Origin of the sequence: Roseobacter sp. AzwK-3b (assembly GCF_000170875.1) — a bacterium.
Taxonomy (GTDB): Bacteria; Pseudomonadota; Alphaproteobacteria; order Rhodobacterales; family Rhodobacteraceae; genus Roseovarius; species Roseovarius litoreus.
Genome location: NZ_ABCR01000009.1, coordinates 43,296 through 57,965, shown reverse-complemented (window position 1 = coordinate 57,965; position 14,670 = coordinate 43,296). Strand labels below are relative to the sequence as shown.

Sequence of the window (14,670 nt, the reverse complement as noted above, 5' to 3'; positions counted from 1 at the left end):
CACCAATACGCCAAAGGCAGCAGGTTTTTATTGTCTGAATAGGTCGATCGATAGCGGAGGCCAAGGTGGATTTTCACGAAATATCAGCGGGTTGAGGCGCTGGCGAGTCGGCGTATCAAGCTGCCAGAACGCCTGGGCCTTGTATTCGGGGGCTGAATGCTCCAACCATTTCCGAGGCGACGCCACTCAGGAATTTGACCTTGAACGACTTTGACAAAAGCTGCCTTGTGATCCCTTCCATCACTGCGACAAGCAACGAGACCGCCCGTGTGCCCGCGACGCCATGACGAGTGGCCGGCCAAAGCAGGCTTGAAGATGCGATCCTGCCTCTGGTCGTTCCTGTTTTCCGCAACCTTCGGCCTCGCCGCAATGTCGGGTCTGTGTGGTTCGATCACATCACCAGCGATGGCACAGGACATGGTCAATGCCTCGGAGACAGATCTTGAGCCACTGCATCAGACTAATGACATGACCAGCCTACGCGGCGGCTGGATCATGTCGAAACCTTATCAGACAGCGGCGGTCGGACAGCTTCAAGGCGTCGAGGGGCTGGACATCGCAATCCTGGCCGATGTGTTGCACTTGGCCGGAATGGACGCCCATCTTCGCAGACAGTCCTGGCAGGATCAGTTGCAAGATCTCGGCGAAGGCCGAGGTGACATTGCGCTTGGGGCATTTCAGCCCGAGAATGGCGATGACAGGTTTCATTATTCTTTGCCCTATCGATGGGCGCGGATCGCGCTTTATGTCAAGCAGGACGAGATCAGCCTGTATGACACGACCGATATCGCCAAGTTAATCATCGAAACGCCCGATTTCCGGCTAGGGGTCATTCCTGGCCGTCTGTTCGCGGACTCCGCGCTGAATCAAAGCATCGAAACCGCGACACGGGAACGGCGGGTCATTCCCGCGTCGAATGACGAGGAAAATCTTCGCAACCTGCTGGCAGGACGGATCGATGGTTTTGTCGGAGACAGGCTTGGCGTATCGACAGCGGCCCTTGAGGCTGGGCTGAAATTCCAGGCGGCCGAAATCATGATGCCTGGTATCACGAGTGTTCATTTCATTTTCAGCAAGACCACCATGCAACCTTCATCGCTGGCCGCCATCGATCAGGCAATCGAGACACTGGACGACAATGGACAATTGAAGAGGCGCCTCCATTCAAGCATTTCCTCGGTGTTGATGAGTTACGTGCTCGACACGCGGCTGTTCTTTATTATGACCATTGTTGGGACAGTGGCCTTTGCCGTGTCGGGCGTGTTGATCGCCTATCGGGAAAATTTCAGTTTCTTCGGTGCGCTGGTGCTGTCCGCGCTTCCGGCCCTTGGCGGCGGGGCATTGCGGGACATCCTGTTGGACCGGCACCCGATGGGCATGATGTCATCGCCGCTTTACCTGTGCCTTGTCGGCGTGACCGTTCTGGTGGGTTTTGCGATTATTCTTGCGCTACGACTTATGGCTAGCCGGGGCTGGACACTGTCACGCCTGCCCAAAGCACCCCGAATTGTCACGATTGCCAATGTTCAGGAGCTGACCGATTCACTTGGGATGGCCGTCTTCACGGTCTCGGGGCTTGCCATAGCAATATCCATGGATGCAGAGCCATTGTGGCTATGGGGGCCGATCCTCGCGATGCTGACAGCCGCCGGTGGCGGGATCCTGCGTGATATCGTGCGGCAATCCGGCCAGGTCGGAACTCTCAAGACTGAGTTTTACGCTGAAGTTCCGTTTTTCTGGGGGCTGGCCTTTTCGCTGTTCCTGCTGACCCGCCCCAATGTGCTGGCACCGGAAGAGATCGCACTTGCCATCGTGATCACGGTCATCGGCACCTTCGTGACACGCATGACCGTGGTGATCCTTGGGATACGCCCGTTTCCGTTCGGATGGATGCCCCGCCCCAAGTAAGCTGCCCTCGGGCAGTCTTTTGCGGTGTCGTCGTCCTGCATGAGCGATCTTCAGGTGATCCATCATTTGGTCGGGTCCAAAGCCTTTTTCACCGTATGTAATGTGACGCAGATAGAGTGTTCAGTTGGCGCTGCGCGGTAGGGTCTGGCTAGGAAAACTCGATTTGGGCTGATTGATGCTTGCTGTGCTTCACAGTTCGCCAAGCACGTTAGGCCATTTGGGCTATGTGTCACAGCCCTAGTGTCAAGCTCTAGAAAGGGACCTCACACCCACCACATCCCTCGCCAAAAATCTGCACACACAGCAAGTCTTGATCGTTGCCCGGTAGATGGATGCGTGCTCGTGCTCAACCAACACAAACAGGGCGCTTAGGGGCAGGATTCATAGCCAATAGATGACGATTTCTGCAAGAGCGGTGGCGGAGAGGAAGACCTTTGAGCATTGCCCGGGCACTCATGTAGTCGCTGACCTGACCGGCAGTGACGAAGAGGTAACGCGGGCAGCCTTTGCTGTCGCAGATAGCCTGTAGCTTGGTGTTCATGCCGCCCTTGGTGCGACCGATCAGGCGCCCCGGTTGATCATTGCCACCCTTATTACGCCCATGCTGGTCTCTGTCCGGTGAGCCTTTGGATAAGTAGCGTCGATCATCACGGTCTTTTTCTCGCCTTGCTCGGCGGGCAGACCGATCATGACTTGGCAAAGATGCCTTTATCACTCCATCGCTTCCATCGAGTGTAGAGTGTCTTGTGAGGCCCGTATTCCCTCGGGGCATGACGCCAGCGCAAGCCATTGCGATTTGTGAAAATAATCCCACTCAACACACGCTGGTCATCCACCCATGGCTTGCCGTGGGGCTTCGGAAAATAAAGCCCCAGACGCACCATCTGAGCATCGGTCAGCCAGAAAATATCAGACATATCACCGGTCCATTTTTGCGCGGTGAACCACGCTCAGGTGCTGAATTCAATGGGTCCTGACCCTAAAACGCAACCCACGAGAACGAAAGGTGCGGCCTTTGGATCGCCCTTTTTGACATTACGCTGGCCTGTTCATTGAGCGCGTTATCTCCCCCTAATACTCTTAGCATTCGGACGATGCCTGTAGCGTGTCATCCTGCACTCAGCCAGAATTTACCCCAAAGAGCGTAAAGCAGCGCTTTGGGCAGAAGAAACTCGCAAGATAGGTTTCTAGCGGCGTCGTAAAGCTACAAGATGTTATCCGGTGCATATTTCGGCGCGATCAGCGCACGGCACGATCCTGACACATCCTGCGCCGTCATCGAGAGATGTATTTGACGAACAATTCAGGAAGGGGCGGTCAGGCATACCGACCCGGTTCCATTGGCCTTGAAAGGACCTTCGAGATGAGAAACGCCATTCGCACGGCCGCCGTGACATTCCTGATAACCGCCACGGGACAAGCCGCTATCGCCGGTCAGGCCGAAGCCGATGCCTGCGCCGCCTCCCTGACGGCAACGGGCCAGACCATGTATGCCGCCGTGGCACCGAGTGTCTCGTCCGGGGACAACATGAAAAGTGAGATGCGTGGCATCCTCAAGCCCATGGTGCAGTCGGGTAGTCTGACACAGGTGGATGCCCGCGCCAATGCCAAGGCGGTGATAGCCTGTCTAGAGAAACTCTGATCTTGAAAGGCCGATGGGGATGAGCAATTTAAAATCAAAAACGCCTTTTGCGCTGCAGTCGCCATGGGCCTTTTGATGGGGACGGGTCCGGGGAAATCCGAATAGCGGGTGTTTCGGTCGCGCTACCGTTGGGTATCAGCGCGGCAGCGACCGGGCGGATCATTCGTACGACCCGCCGGCAGGTGCGCCGGAGCAACTATTACTGTTCCCTACCGCGAAGCTGCGTAACGCGCACGGTGAGCGGTGTGGTCTATCCCTATTGCGGCGGGGTCTATTACCAGCCCGTGACCGACGGAACCGGCAAAACCGCTTACATCATCGTCACTCGTTAAGGCAGCTTTATGTATTCCAAAACCCTTGCCCTTGTCATCGCACCGGCTGTGGCACCGCTCGCCTCTGCACAAACTTTTGTAGTGCCCTGCGAGGTTGACATCGCCACCTATTGCAACTCTGTCACGCCGCGAGATGGCCGGCCGGCAGCTTGCCTCTACGCCCACAGCGACCGCGTGACGGGGACCTGCCATGTGGCGACCACGGCAACTGACAGTATCATAGAGGCGTTCTTCGATGTTGTCGCCCGGACCTATGAAACCTGCGCGACCGATATCCAAACCCATTGCGCGGATGTGGCGCAGGGCGATGGTCGGATCATGGCCTGCCTCATGCGGAACGCGGCAGAGATCGAGGCGGTCTGCGTGACTGCGGTCAGGAAACTTAGCGCGGCGATGAAACAGTAACCCCAAAAACAAGTTGCCCCTCGCGCCGCGGCGTTCCCCTGGGCAAATGGATCAATTGAAAAGAGATTAAGATGGCTCTGAATAAACTGCTTGTCCTGCTCAGTGTCGCACTGCTTGCCGGTTGCGGGACGTCCAAGACAGAAAAGCGCGCGCAACTGCTTGAACAGCCGGTGGATTGCATGACCGCCCAGGCGGATATTGCGGCCCTGCAAGCCGCCATGCCAAAGCGCGGCGAACGCGCTGTAAGCGCGGTGCGTCTCGTCACACCTGTTGGCCTTGCTACCGGCGCGATCAAGGGTGAGAACCGCGACAAGACGGATATCGTGAGCGGGCGTACCGCCGAAGAACTCGAGGCGTATATTGCCTTGATCGAAGCAACCTGTGCCCAGCCGGTGAGTTGATCGTTGCGAGCCACCTGGGGAATGCCGGCTCAAAGGTATTCACCAGATCACTCGGCATGTTTTGCCATCTACGACACAAGAAGAAGGGCGAGTGAGGTGCCGCTAGATTTGTAGACGCGTTGCCCCCTAACTTTGAGGCAAGGAGGCCGACATGGGGACGAGCAATTACAGTGACGAGTTCGAGCGCGATGCGGTGCATCAGATCACGGTGCGGGGCTATCCGGTTTGGGAGGTGTCCCGTCGATTGGGCGTCAGCACGCATTCGCCCTACAAGTGGATGAAGCTGTTCGGCGATCCGGCAACTGCCACGACTGTGAATGTGGTATTGCGGCTTGATGGTCTGACCCATGCTACGATTGACTGCGTGTCATTGCGTTGACGTGTCGACCATCAGGTTGCCATCTTTGAATACATCAATGGCTTCTATAATCCGCGACGAAGACATTCAGCACTCGGCTGGAAAAGCCCCTTGGCCTTCAAAGCAAAGGCTGCATAAGTGAGCAATCGGAGCGGCACGAAAGCGTGACAGGTCCAACGGCCCTACCGCAGAAAAGGACATCGCGGAGGCAACTGCCAAAAGAAAAGCTCTCGAAGCCCGACTCGCAGAGCAGGAAGAGCCCGAAGTGGTCGAACTTCATCCAGCCACTTTGAAGCGGTATTTCGAAACGATTGACACCCTTATTTGGAAGCTAACCGACTTGAACCCCCAATTTGACCGCGAGCTGGTCGAAACGCTTCACAAGATCATCGCGAGGATCACGGTTTTTCCTGCTACAGATCAAGGGGTTACCATCGAAGTGACAGGGTGGCTACAGTCCCTGATCGGGATTGTGCCGGGCCATGCGGGGGGAGTGATGGTAGCGGAGGAGGGACTTGAACCCCCGACACGCGGATTATGATTTCAACACACATAATTTAGTTTCTCAAAATCAATAACTTAATCAATTATTTTTACGGTGCGCTACATAGTGCGCTACGCTTACGGCGCATTATTTAAATTTATTATTGCAGCGCTGAACACAAAACACTGTGTTCAACACAGTAAACCAAACACAGTGTTTGAACACAGTTTCCTGGAACACTCGCGAGAACACGTCCACAATTAAAAAGCTAGCTTAACCGCTTTCGCCAACCCAGAGCGGATCCGATCAATCCGTCAACGCTCCAAAGCTGAGGGCGAACACACGAACAATCAAATTGATGTCACAAAGTATGGCGTGCCCCCATCGGGTGGTCCAGTTTAATCGTTAATACATTGTAGGCTACGGGGTCAGACCACTGCGCATACACCGCTCAAAAACGAGTTATGCCCGAAAGTTGGTGATGGGCTGAGGTAGGCGGCATATCATGGCGGTGTTCAAGACGCCGTCGTTCTCAGAGAGAAAGGATATGCCACCATGGCCAAATCTACCGTTGTCCCGTTCGCACTGCCATCGGAATTTTCGCCTGATCCACTGACCGAGGTGATCCAGGCAGGCGCCAAGGAACTGCTGCGCGCGGCTGTCCAAGCCGAGGTGTCGGCGTTCATCGCCGAGCACGCGCATTTGCTGGACGAAGAAGGACGCCAACGTCTGGTGCGCCACGGATTTCTTCCCGAGCGGGAGATGATGACTGGGATCGGGACGGTCCCCGTTCAGGTTCCGCGCGTCCGTGATCGCGGGTCGAATGCCGATGGCAGCAAGATCAGGTTCCGCTCGTCGCTGGTCCTGCCCTATCTGCGCAAGGCCAAGTCGGTCGAGGAGCTTCTTCCGTGGCTGTACCTGAAGGGTATCTCCACCGGCGACTTCAGTGAGGCGCTGGCGGCGCTTCTGGGGCCGGATGCCGAGGGGTTGTCGTCTTCGACGATCACGCGCCTTAAGGCGACCTGGTGGGAAGAGTACGAGGCCTGGCGCAAGCGTGATCTGAAGAGCAAGCGCTATGTCTACATCTGGGCAGATGGGGTCTACTTCACGCCGCGCCTGGACGGCGATCGTCAATGTATGTTGGTGATTATTGGCGCGGATGAATACGGCGAGAAGGATGTCCTGGCGATCACGGACGGGTTCCGCGAGAACGCGGACAGCTGGCTCGATTTGCTGAAGGGACTGAAGAAGCGTGGCCTGACGGTGCCCCCGGAACTGGCCATTGGCGACGGCGCGCTTGGGTTCTGGACGGCGCTACGCGAGGTCTTTCCCAATACGCGCGAGCAGCGTTGTTGGGTCCACAAGACAGCGAACGTTCTGGGTGCCATGCCCAAATCCCTGCACGAAAAGGCGAAGGCGGAACTGCAAGACATCTGGATGGCCGAGACCAAGAAGGAGGCGACAGCCGCCTTCGATCTCTTCGTCGAAACCTACGGCGTGAAGTATGAGAAGGCCGTGGGCAAGCTGGTGAAAGACCGCGACGAGCTGCTGGCCTTCTACGACTTCCCGGCTGAGCACTCTCATGATCGCAGTCAATGATTTTGTCACGCTGGATCAACCTGCTCAATCGCCGGGGGTATTTTGTATAGATGTGCAAGGCTGGAGGTGGAACTGAGACGACGGTTGAGCATACTCTCATGCGCGGGTTGGATACCGCATGACCGTGGTTGCGTCTTGGAGCTGCCTCTTTCTGGAAACGAGCGTCAGCCTTTCAAGGACTGGCTCACAATGCTTCCCAAGGATTCTCCACCGTGTTCCACCCCCAGATTTGCACATCAGCTGAACGGGGTGTTGCGTTTGTGATGAATGAGCGTCAGGCGGGGGTGACCTCCTGCGCAATCGCCCAGATGAAGCCGGCCATTTCTCGTGCAATTGCTGTGTTCGCCACCACCGGCGGTTTACCGGACCCCACCAGGTGTTTGTAGCGTTGGCACATGCGCAACTGGCCTTTCCAAGCGATGTCGCGAACGGCTTGAGGGAGCTCTTCCATTCGATCTACCTGCTTGCGACCGACACGTGGTTGCATCCTGTAACTCCAGGCGCCTTCGATCAGTACGCGGCGCGCGAGGCTGCTACCGACTTTCGTTATGCCGCCGCGCCTAACTGTGTTGCCACTGGAATGCTCGGTCGGGGTTAAGCCGAGATAGGCCATTAGCTGGCGAGGCGTTGGGAACCTGCGGAAGTCTCCAATTTCTGCCACCACCGTGACCGCGACAATGAAGGCAACACCACGCATAGCCTGTATTGCCTGAACAACGGGCGCGAGGCTCCAATCCGGGAGCAGCTCGGCAATCTGCGCCTCAAGCCGCACGACGCGTGCTTCGGCGTCCGTCACCGCGTGAATGTAATCCTGGAAAACGATCTGCTGAGCTGAATGCTCAAACCGGTTTGTCGACAACCAGCGCCGATAGGCCTTGGTCCAACTCTTCTTTCCGGGGTACTGGCGGCCATGTCTCAGCAGAAAGCTCTGAAGATGTTGGCGGGCCTGGTTTGCGACGCGCACAGCCGTCGCGCGTGCGCGCACTAGGTCACGCATCGCTTCATGCTCGACGTCCGGAACCCAAACAGCGGTCAATTCGTTGGCGCGATGTAATTTGGCAAGCATGCGTGCATCACGACGATCGGTCTTCACACGGTCGCCAGCTTTCACAGGAATCAGCGAGGGGGCGACAACTAAGCAATCATGGCCAAGCTCGACGAGCTGTCGGTAAAGGCCATAACCACAAGGTCCCGCCTCATAACAGAAATACAACTGATGACCTTTGGAACCCAGTTGCTCCGCAAGTTTGCGCACACGATCTGGTCGATTGGGTAGCTTGCCCCAGTCTCGCACTTCTCCCCCGCGCTCGCCATCCGCTACAGCCACAGATATTGTCGATTCGTGGACGTCCAGCCCAATAAACATGCTATCCTTCATGTGGTCTCTCCTCCATTCTTGAGGCTCTGCGCCAGAACAATCGGCACAACCCTCGCAACAGAATGCCGCAGGAGAGGCCACCGGTCTAATTGACGTTGGACGCGATCATAAGGTCTGGAAGCACATCCGGACCACGAACCCGATCGAGAGCGTCTTCGCCACGGTCCGCAATCGCACCCGGAAAACCAAGGGCTGCCTGAACCGCAAAACCGCCCTCGCCATGGTCTTCAGACTGATGATGTCAGCCAAGAAGAAGTGGCGGAAAATCTCAGGGCCAAACCGTCTGCCCGAGGTCATTCAGGGGGTTGCCTTCAAAGACGGCATCAAGCAACTTCAAGTCGCCGCCTGACCAAGGCCGTCACCAACTTTTGGGCATAGCTCTCAAAAACCCACGCACAGTGCTGGTTGGGTGTTGCTCTGTACTCGGCGTGCGGAATGACTAACGAGGCGCTTGTAGCAAGCACCTTAGCACCTTAACGGACGCCAAAAAGGCGATTGCGATCAGCGCCGACCAAACCAAACCGGCAGCAGCTCATACATTCAAACTCATAGTACTTGTCCCCAGCGGTTGTTTTGATAGTCATGTTGCGGAGTGTAGTTGGGCAGAGAAAACAAGTGACCAAATTCGACCAATATGTGATTAGGAAACTCATTACCCTCTTTGCCTTTTTCGCGCTTATCCTTATTGCAATTTTTTGGTTGGACAAAGCGTTACGGATGTTCGAGAGGTTACTAGGAAAGGGCCAGTCAAATTGGCTTCTACTAGAGCTAATATTGCTAACCTTACCGCCAGTGGTTGCTTCCATCCTCCCAATAGCAAGCTTTGCATCAGCTGTATCCGTGACCAATCGCTTGAGCTCAGAGGCCGAAATAACCATCATGAAAGCCTCAGGCTGTTCAACCTATAGGATAATCCGTCCTATTTTTATTTTTGGTATACTGACTACATCATTAATGGCGTGGCTGACAAATTCAATACTTCCAGAAAGCGGGAAAAGGCTCAGCTCGCTACGCTCTCAAGTCGATCAAAACATCACAAGCAGCTTTTTGACTGAAGGTGAGTTTCTGCACCCAACGCCGGGTGTGACACTATTTATAGGCAAGGTCACACAAGACGCAGAACTGAGGCGCATATTTCTTTCTGATCGACGCGACCTACGCGAAACTATTATTATAACGGCGGAAAAAGCTTATACAGAGCACAGTCCAACCACTGTTCAGCTTTTGATGGTAGACGGAACAACGCAAATCCTGCGAGAAAACGACAACAAACTTTTCGTTGGTCGGTTTGAAGAATATGCATTGGATATAAGTGAATTAGTCGAAACGACTTACAGCACACAAAAGACGGTAACCCAGGCAAAAACTGTCGAACTCATCAAGCAACCAAGCGAAGTGATCGCTTCTACTAAAGCAACGCTGGGTGAAGTTGCTTTCGAGCTTCATAATCGCTTTGCACAGCCAATCTTGTGTGCAATCGCCGCTGTCTTAGGCGCCACAACGCTGCTAACCGGATCATACAGCCGATTTGGTGTTTGGCGTCAAATCGGAATAGCATTTTTCTTGTTGGTAGGCCTAAAACTGGTTGAGAGCGCTGTGTCCGCGCACGTGCTAAACGACAGCGGCCTTTGGTTTTTAATGTATGTACCCAGCATATCAGGTGCTGTCCTAATATGCACAATAATTTATTTTATCGATAATCCTTTGCTTATACTATATCTTAAAAAACGCCTCATAAAATCATGAAAAATTAGTCACTCTAAGGAACAGTTCATTTTAACCTGCCGTCTAACAAGTAGTATCGAATTTTATAACGCAGCGCGGCACTCAGCACAACAAGCACCAGCTCCGCCGTCTGGCATAGATTGGAGTTCGCTATCTTGCTTGCCACACACCATACAGCGGGAAGGCATCAATTGAAAATATGCCAAAAACGACTTCCAAATCTTCATTATACTTCTCCGTTCCCACTTACAGTTTATGGACGCCTATCTCTCAAAACAGCCCTTGGTTACGCTGATAACACTTTAAGGGCGACCCAAAAACAATAGCTGATAATAAACCATCTTCGTTTTCCTGTTCCTCGTGGAACATTTTAGGTATCAGGGCTGTATTTAAAAAATAAGGAACAACTTTGAGTTGCTAACCATTGGTCCGTTTGGGAAATTCACACCACACCACATTGTCTATGTATTGCTGTGCGATCCGCAAGTGCCGTCCGCCCAGTCTGATCTCGAGCGCGAGGTCGCCGAGCTGCGGAAAGAGAACCGCATGCTTCAGGATGAGAGGGAGGTGTTAAAAAACTGTTCTGGGCCGCTGCCCGCCTGTGCGCGGTAGTAACAGCCTGTGCTATGCTGTGGATGAAGGGCAGTTGCCGATCGCTTATTGGTGGGCTTTACCAAATCCTGCTTCAAAATTTGCTCCATGAGCCTCACCCATTTCTCATGTCATCTTTTTGAGCAGCTGGTAAGGGTATTTGCGCTTTGTATGCCAGTCGTTCTGTCAAGCTCTGTCAGAGAGCCTCACACCATCCAAGTCTGTGATACTTCGACGGAAATACGCACACACAGCAACGTTCGGTTGTTGCCCGCTACACTGTGTGCAGGCTGGATGTAGTCAGGCGCTACAGGCGCAGCACAGCGCTTCGCTGACACCGTCAGCTCAACTCATCTGGCTTTGGCTTGTTAAACGGTCGCTTGCGCTTGGGCTTTTTGAAATTATCCGCATCTGGCGACTTGCGTGGCTTGGGCTTGGCAGGTTTTGGTATGGGCAACTTCTTGGGCTTGGGTATGCTCCACTGCCCAACAACCACTTCGCTCACACGCATACGGGGTTCCCCATAGCTTGGGGGGGGCAGCAAACGACCACCCTGAAACGATAAGTAACTGGCCACAAGATTTCGCGCGGCACAGGTTTTGACGTGCAGGGGGAATTTCACCCAGCATTTCCCCGTCATAATCCCATGCGCTCCACGGTCATCCATTTGGCGCGGGCTTGGGTTTCCATGGCGTGCTGGCACAGACTGCGCAGACGATAGAAGCGTTCGCTCCAGTCACGCTGTTCCGGCTGGCTGCTTTTGTTGAAGTGATAAGCATAATACCCCAACTTGCTGGCACAGGTGGCCAATGCATCCGCACTTGGCGGCAGATCGCGGAACCGTAAACCACGCATATAACTGGGGTCTTTGGCCAACCAGCTGACGCAAAACTCCCTGTTGGAGCTGATCACCCCGCAGCTGGTCAATTCATCACGCACCTGTTCCAATATCTGTCTCGACATACTCATACTCCCGTTTGCAATACAGGTATTTATCCCAACCGTTGCGGAACCTGCGTTTTACGAAACCGTTTTGAAACGCAGTGTTTGCGAACACAGTGTTGGCCGAAGGCGGTTTTGCGGCAGCGTTATTCACCATACTGTTTTTGCAGGCGTTTGATCTCACGTTCCTGCCATCTGTTGCGCCGATGGATACGCTGGCGCAGTTCTGTAAAATCGAAGTCCAACGCCGTCTCGCATTTCTCATGTGTGGGAAACCGGCCACGTGCTGCATTCTCTGCAATCATACGCGATCGTAACAGCGCACGGCTGGCAATGATGGTTAGCATTTCTCGGTCGTAGCGATCTTCGACACCGACCCCTGTCATATTCGGGTCCAAGACCGGACTATACGTGAAGCTTACACGCGCTTGCGCTCCCGCCCGCCAAAGTGACTTGCGATACATTGCGCTGCGCAACCATGTCATTCGAAGATACCGCATCAGAGCATCTTTGTGGTGGCGCTGACCGACCAGCGGATATTTCACAACTGGGTCGATCAGTTTTCGGCGGTCTGCTTTGACCCGTGCCAGCTGCTTTTTGATTTGTCGATTGATCTTGCCCTCTGGCAAGCCAACCGGCACAGCCAGCAACATCACACGCTGTCGACCTTGGTCGATCCAATCCTCATCGAAGTACTGCGCCACCTCTGCTGTTACGTTTGGAACACGTTTTGTATCATGCTTGGCATATGCAACCTGCGTCACTGCGGGGGGTGAGCCTTGATGGCCAAAATGCTTGAGGCCCACGTCCTTCCACCACAGCCGGAACAGCGCCTGCTGTACGTCACCCAAGTCGTCATACACGCGCAGCACAGCGTCAAAGTCCGCAGGCAGCAGGTCTGACGGAATAGATTCGCCTGAGCGATGACGGCGAGCCAGCTCGTAGCTGGGGCTGATGGCCAGGTACTCAAACCACAGCAAATACATGCTGATCTGTTTCACCCACAGCCCGCCACTTCGACGGTCTTTGGCGGTGAGTTCCCCAATCGTGTTTGGCAAGCGCAGCAACATAGCTTGTTCTAGCACGAGACCCAAAACACTAACATATAATATTCAAAACATCACTGTTATCCATGCTGTGTGTTTTTGTGGCCTATACCCATTCTTGTCGATGACGACATGAACTTAAACTTTAGAAAAGGAAGTAAAAATGACTAAGAAACTGAAAAATGGCAAGAAAAGCGAAGCAAGAGCAAACGTTGAGATGTTGTCTGCTGCACTGCAGCGGCTGCACGACAAGCGCACGACGTGGCAGAACGGCACGTACAAGCGCAGCAACGATGAGCTGTATGGGATTTTGGCAGAATGCCACACATTGCTGGTGCAGCTGCGCGGCGAAATTAAGCTGCGCAAAAAGCTGAACGATGCGATTGAAGCAGCAGGCTACACAGTACGCAGCAACACAAGCATTGAGCTGAAAGTGGTGCGCGCTGTGTTCGGCGTAGAGAACAAGCGCATACAAGCTTATGTGCGCGTACTGCAACTTGCTAAGACGGACATGCCGAAAGGTTGGACACTGCCGGAATGGATTGAAGAGCACGGTGGTATTGAGGAAGTGCGGCGCAAGCCAAAAGCAGGACCAACAGCAGCTGAAAAAGCGAAGCAGTACAGGGAACTTGCTGAAGCAAAGTTGGCGAATGCACCGCACATTGGCAAGCGGTTCGCTCCGGACGACAGCTTACAACCGGATGACGGTGGCGACTACGCATACACGGTGGCGCTGGTGCGCGTGGATGCTGACGGCAAAGCAAGCTTGGTGTTTGGCACGAACAAAAACGCGCTTGTGAAAGCAGTGATTACGGAGGCTGGCAAGAAACTGGCGGAACGTAAAGCTGAAGATGACGAGCAAAGCAAGCACAGCACAAAGCGCAAGGAACGCGACGCGCTGCTGGAAGACGCTGATGATCTCGAACTTGATCAAACGATTGCTGCGTAATGTGACACAGGCAGGAGCGGCTGCGTGCCGCTCCACCATAACCCACACAAAACAAGGAATGAAAAGATGATGATTTTTGAAAAGAAGTACGCCCCGAAGACGTTTGGGGATTTGATTTTCCCGGACGCGAGCACGAAGCAGCGCGTTTGGGAATATGCCAACAACGAGCGGCATGACAGTTTGATTTTGCATGGCCCTTACGGGACGGCAAAAACCACTACGGCACGTATTGTGGACAAAACGCGAGCAACGGGTGACGACTACAACAACTTTAGCTTTTACAAGGGGTGCGATATGACATTTGACAGCTTTGATCACATTCACAACGATCAAACGCTACTGCGTCTGAGTACTATGGAAATGCCAGTAACCATTATCGATGAGGTCGATCAGATCCCACCTGAAATACAGTACAAGTTGCGATGGGAAGTAGACATGCGTAGTGATCAGGGCTGCTTTATTTTTACGACGAACAAGCTGCATAATGTGGAGAAAGGTTTGGTGGATCGGTGCGATGTCATCGAGCTGCCGGCTGTAAATGCAGATCACTGGTTTGATCGCGCACGGTGGATGTTGGAGCAGGAAGGTGTGCGAATGAGCGATGCGAAGCTGAAAGCATTACTAGATACTTGCGATGGCAGCATACGCGACTTGCTGCGTACACTACAGGATGCCGCGTTGCGATACCCGCGCGCGATCTAAGCACAGCGAAACACGAAAACACATGGGCACATCGGAAACGGTGTGCCCTTTTTGTTTTTAAAGCAGGTATTTGCAAACGCTGTTGGAAAACCACGAATAACGAACACAGTGTTAGCGAGCAGCAGTTTTACAAAAGTGTTCGCCAAGTATTGCGCGATGATAGTCGCATCGCCTGCCCGAAACCGCCAAAGGTTGGATATAAAACAGT

Annotated in this window: 10 protein-coding genes and 4 pseudogenes; 10 read left to right on the top strand and 4 right to left on the bottom strand. The window is 54.0% G+C overall.

Going from position 1 to position 14,670, the window contains the following annotated elements; translation table 11 throughout:
• The first annotated feature begins 315 nt into the window (after positions 1–315).
• Positions 316–1,908: a TRIC cation channel family protein gene (locus RAZWK3B_RS15195; protein WP_007816676.1), complete on the top strand. Its 1,593-nt coding sequence runs from the start codon at positions 316–318 to the stop codon at positions 1,906–1,908.
• A 424-nt stretch (positions 1,909–2,332) separates the two neighbouring features.
• On the opposite strand, the pseudogene RAZWK3B_RS15190 reads toward RAZWK3B_RS15195, so the two are convergent.
• Positions 2,333–2,825: pseudogene (locus RAZWK3B_RS15190) on the bottom strand (IS5 family transposase); the annotation flags it as partial.
• A 446-nt stretch (positions 2,826–3,271) separates the two neighbouring features.
• Between RAZWK3B_RS15190 and RAZWK3B_RS15185 the strand changes: the two are divergent.
• The 5 genes and pseudogenes from RAZWK3B_RS15185 to RAZWK3B_RS15160 all read left to right on the top strand — a co-directional run.
• A complete protein-coding gene (locus RAZWK3B_RS15185) occupies positions 3,272–3,550 on the top strand; it encodes a hypothetical protein (protein ID WP_007816671.1) in 279 nt (92 codons plus the stop codon).
• A gap of 524 nt (positions 3,551–4,074) precedes the next feature.
• Positions 4,075–4,287: a cysteine rich repeat-containing protein gene (locus RAZWK3B_RS21245; RefSeq protein ID WP_157132281.1), complete on the top strand. Its 213-nt coding sequence runs from the start codon at positions 4,075–4,077 to the stop codon at positions 4,285–4,287.
• Positions 4,288–4,358: 71 nt separating this feature from the next.
• The gene (locus tag RAZWK3B_RS15175; RefSeq protein ID WP_007816667.1) at positions 4,359–4,688 is read left to right on the top strand and encodes a hypothetical protein; all 330 of its coding nucleotides are present in this window, start codon (positions 4,359–4,361) and stop codon (positions 4,686–4,688) included.
• Between the two features lie 151 nt (positions 4,689–4,839).
• Positions 4,840–5,001: pseudogene (locus RAZWK3B_RS15170) on the top strand (transposase); the annotation flags it as partial.
• Between the two features lie 1,084 nt (positions 5,002–6,085).
• Positions 6,086–7,108 (top strand): annotated as a pseudogene (locus RAZWK3B_RS15160) (IS256 family transposase); the annotation flags it as partial.
• 295 nt (positions 7,109–7,403) lie between these two features.
• On the opposite strand, the gene RAZWK3B_RS15155 reads toward RAZWK3B_RS15160, so the two are convergent.
• A complete protein-coding gene (locus RAZWK3B_RS15155; protein WP_007816659.1) occupies positions 7,404–8,507 on the bottom strand; it encodes an IS110 family RNA-guided transposase in 1,104 nt (367 codons plus the stop codon).
• Between the two features lie 115 nt (positions 8,508–8,622).
• Here RAZWK3B_RS15155 and RAZWK3B_RS21240 point away from each other — a divergent pair.
• Both RAZWK3B_RS21240 and lptF read left to right on the top strand, forming a co-directional pair.
• A pseudogene (locus RAZWK3B_RS21240) lies at positions 8,623–8,856 on the top strand (IS256 family transposase); the annotation flags it as partial.
• Positions 8,857–9,122: 266 nt separating this feature from the next.
• Positions 9,123–10,253: an LPS export ABC transporter permease LptF gene (gene lptF / locus RAZWK3B_RS15145; RefSeq protein ID WP_007816655.1), complete on the top strand. Its 1,131-nt coding sequence runs from the start codon at positions 9,123–9,125 to the stop codon at positions 10,251–10,253.
• Between the two features lie 1,206 nt (positions 10,254–11,459).
• Here lptF and RAZWK3B_RS15140 read toward each other — a convergent pair.
• Positions 11,460–11,786, bottom strand: a complete 327-nt coding sequence (locus RAZWK3B_RS15140; RefSeq protein ID WP_037296011.1) for a DUF6626 family protein — start codon at positions 11,784–11,786, stop codon at positions 11,460–11,462.
• 125 nt (positions 11,787–11,911) lie between these two features.
• On the bottom strand, positions 11,912–12,835 hold the full coding sequence (locus tag RAZWK3B_RS15135; protein ID WP_007816651.1) for a hypothetical protein: 924 nt from the start codon (positions 12,833–12,835) through the stop codon (positions 11,912–11,914).
• A 139-nt stretch (positions 12,836–12,974) separates the two neighbouring features.
• Between RAZWK3B_RS15135 and RAZWK3B_RS15130 the strand changes: the two genes are divergently transcribed.
• Positions 12,975–13,760, top strand: a complete 786-nt coding sequence (locus tag RAZWK3B_RS15130) for a hypothetical protein (protein ID WP_007816648.1) — start codon at positions 12,975–12,977, stop codon at positions 13,758–13,760.
• 66 nt (positions 13,761–13,826) lie between these two features.
• Positions 13,827–14,462 carry an AAA family ATPase gene (locus RAZWK3B_RS15125; protein ID WP_007816645.1) on the top strand — a complete coding sequence of 212 codons (636 nt, stop codon included), beginning with the start codon at positions 13,827–13,829 and terminating at the stop codon, positions 14,460–14,462.
• Positions 14,463–14,670: the final 208 nt, after the last annotated feature.

What these genes read in the sequence shown, in the direction of transcription:
- RAZWK3B_RS15195 (WP_007816676.1), top strand. Translation starts at nt 316, where the DNA reads ATGCGATCCTGCCTCTGGTCGTTCCTGTTTTCCGCAACCTTCGGCCTC.
- RAZWK3B_RS15185 (WP_007816671.1), top strand. Translation starts at nt 3,272, where the DNA reads ATGAGAAACGCCATTCGCACGGCCGCCGTGACATTCCTGATAACCGCC.
- RAZWK3B_RS15175 (WP_007816667.1), top strand. Translation starts at nt 4,359, where the DNA reads ATGGCTCTGAATAAACTGCTTGTCCTGCTCAGTGTCGCACTGCTTGCC.
- RAZWK3B_RS15155 (WP_007816659.1), bottom strand. Translation starts at nt 8,507, where the DNA reads ATGAAGGATAGCATGTTTATTGGGCTGGACGTCCACGAATCGACAATA.
- RAZWK3B_RS15140 (WP_037296011.1), bottom strand. Translation starts at nt 11,786, where the DNA reads ATGTCGAGACAGATATTGGAACAGGTGCGTGATGAATTGACCAGCTGC.
- RAZWK3B_RS15135 (WP_007816651.1), bottom strand. Translation starts at nt 12,835, where the DNA reads ATGTTGCTGCGCTTGCCAAACACGATTGGGGAACTCACCGCCAAAGAC.
- RAZWK3B_RS15130 (WP_007816648.1), top strand. Translation starts at nt 12,975, where the DNA reads ATGACTAAGAAACTGAAAAATGGCAAGAAAAGCGAAGCAAGAGCAAAC.
- RAZWK3B_RS15125 (WP_007816645.1), top strand. Translation starts at nt 13,827, where the DNA reads ATGATGATTTTTGAAAAGAAGTACGCCCCGAAGACGTTTGGGGATTTG.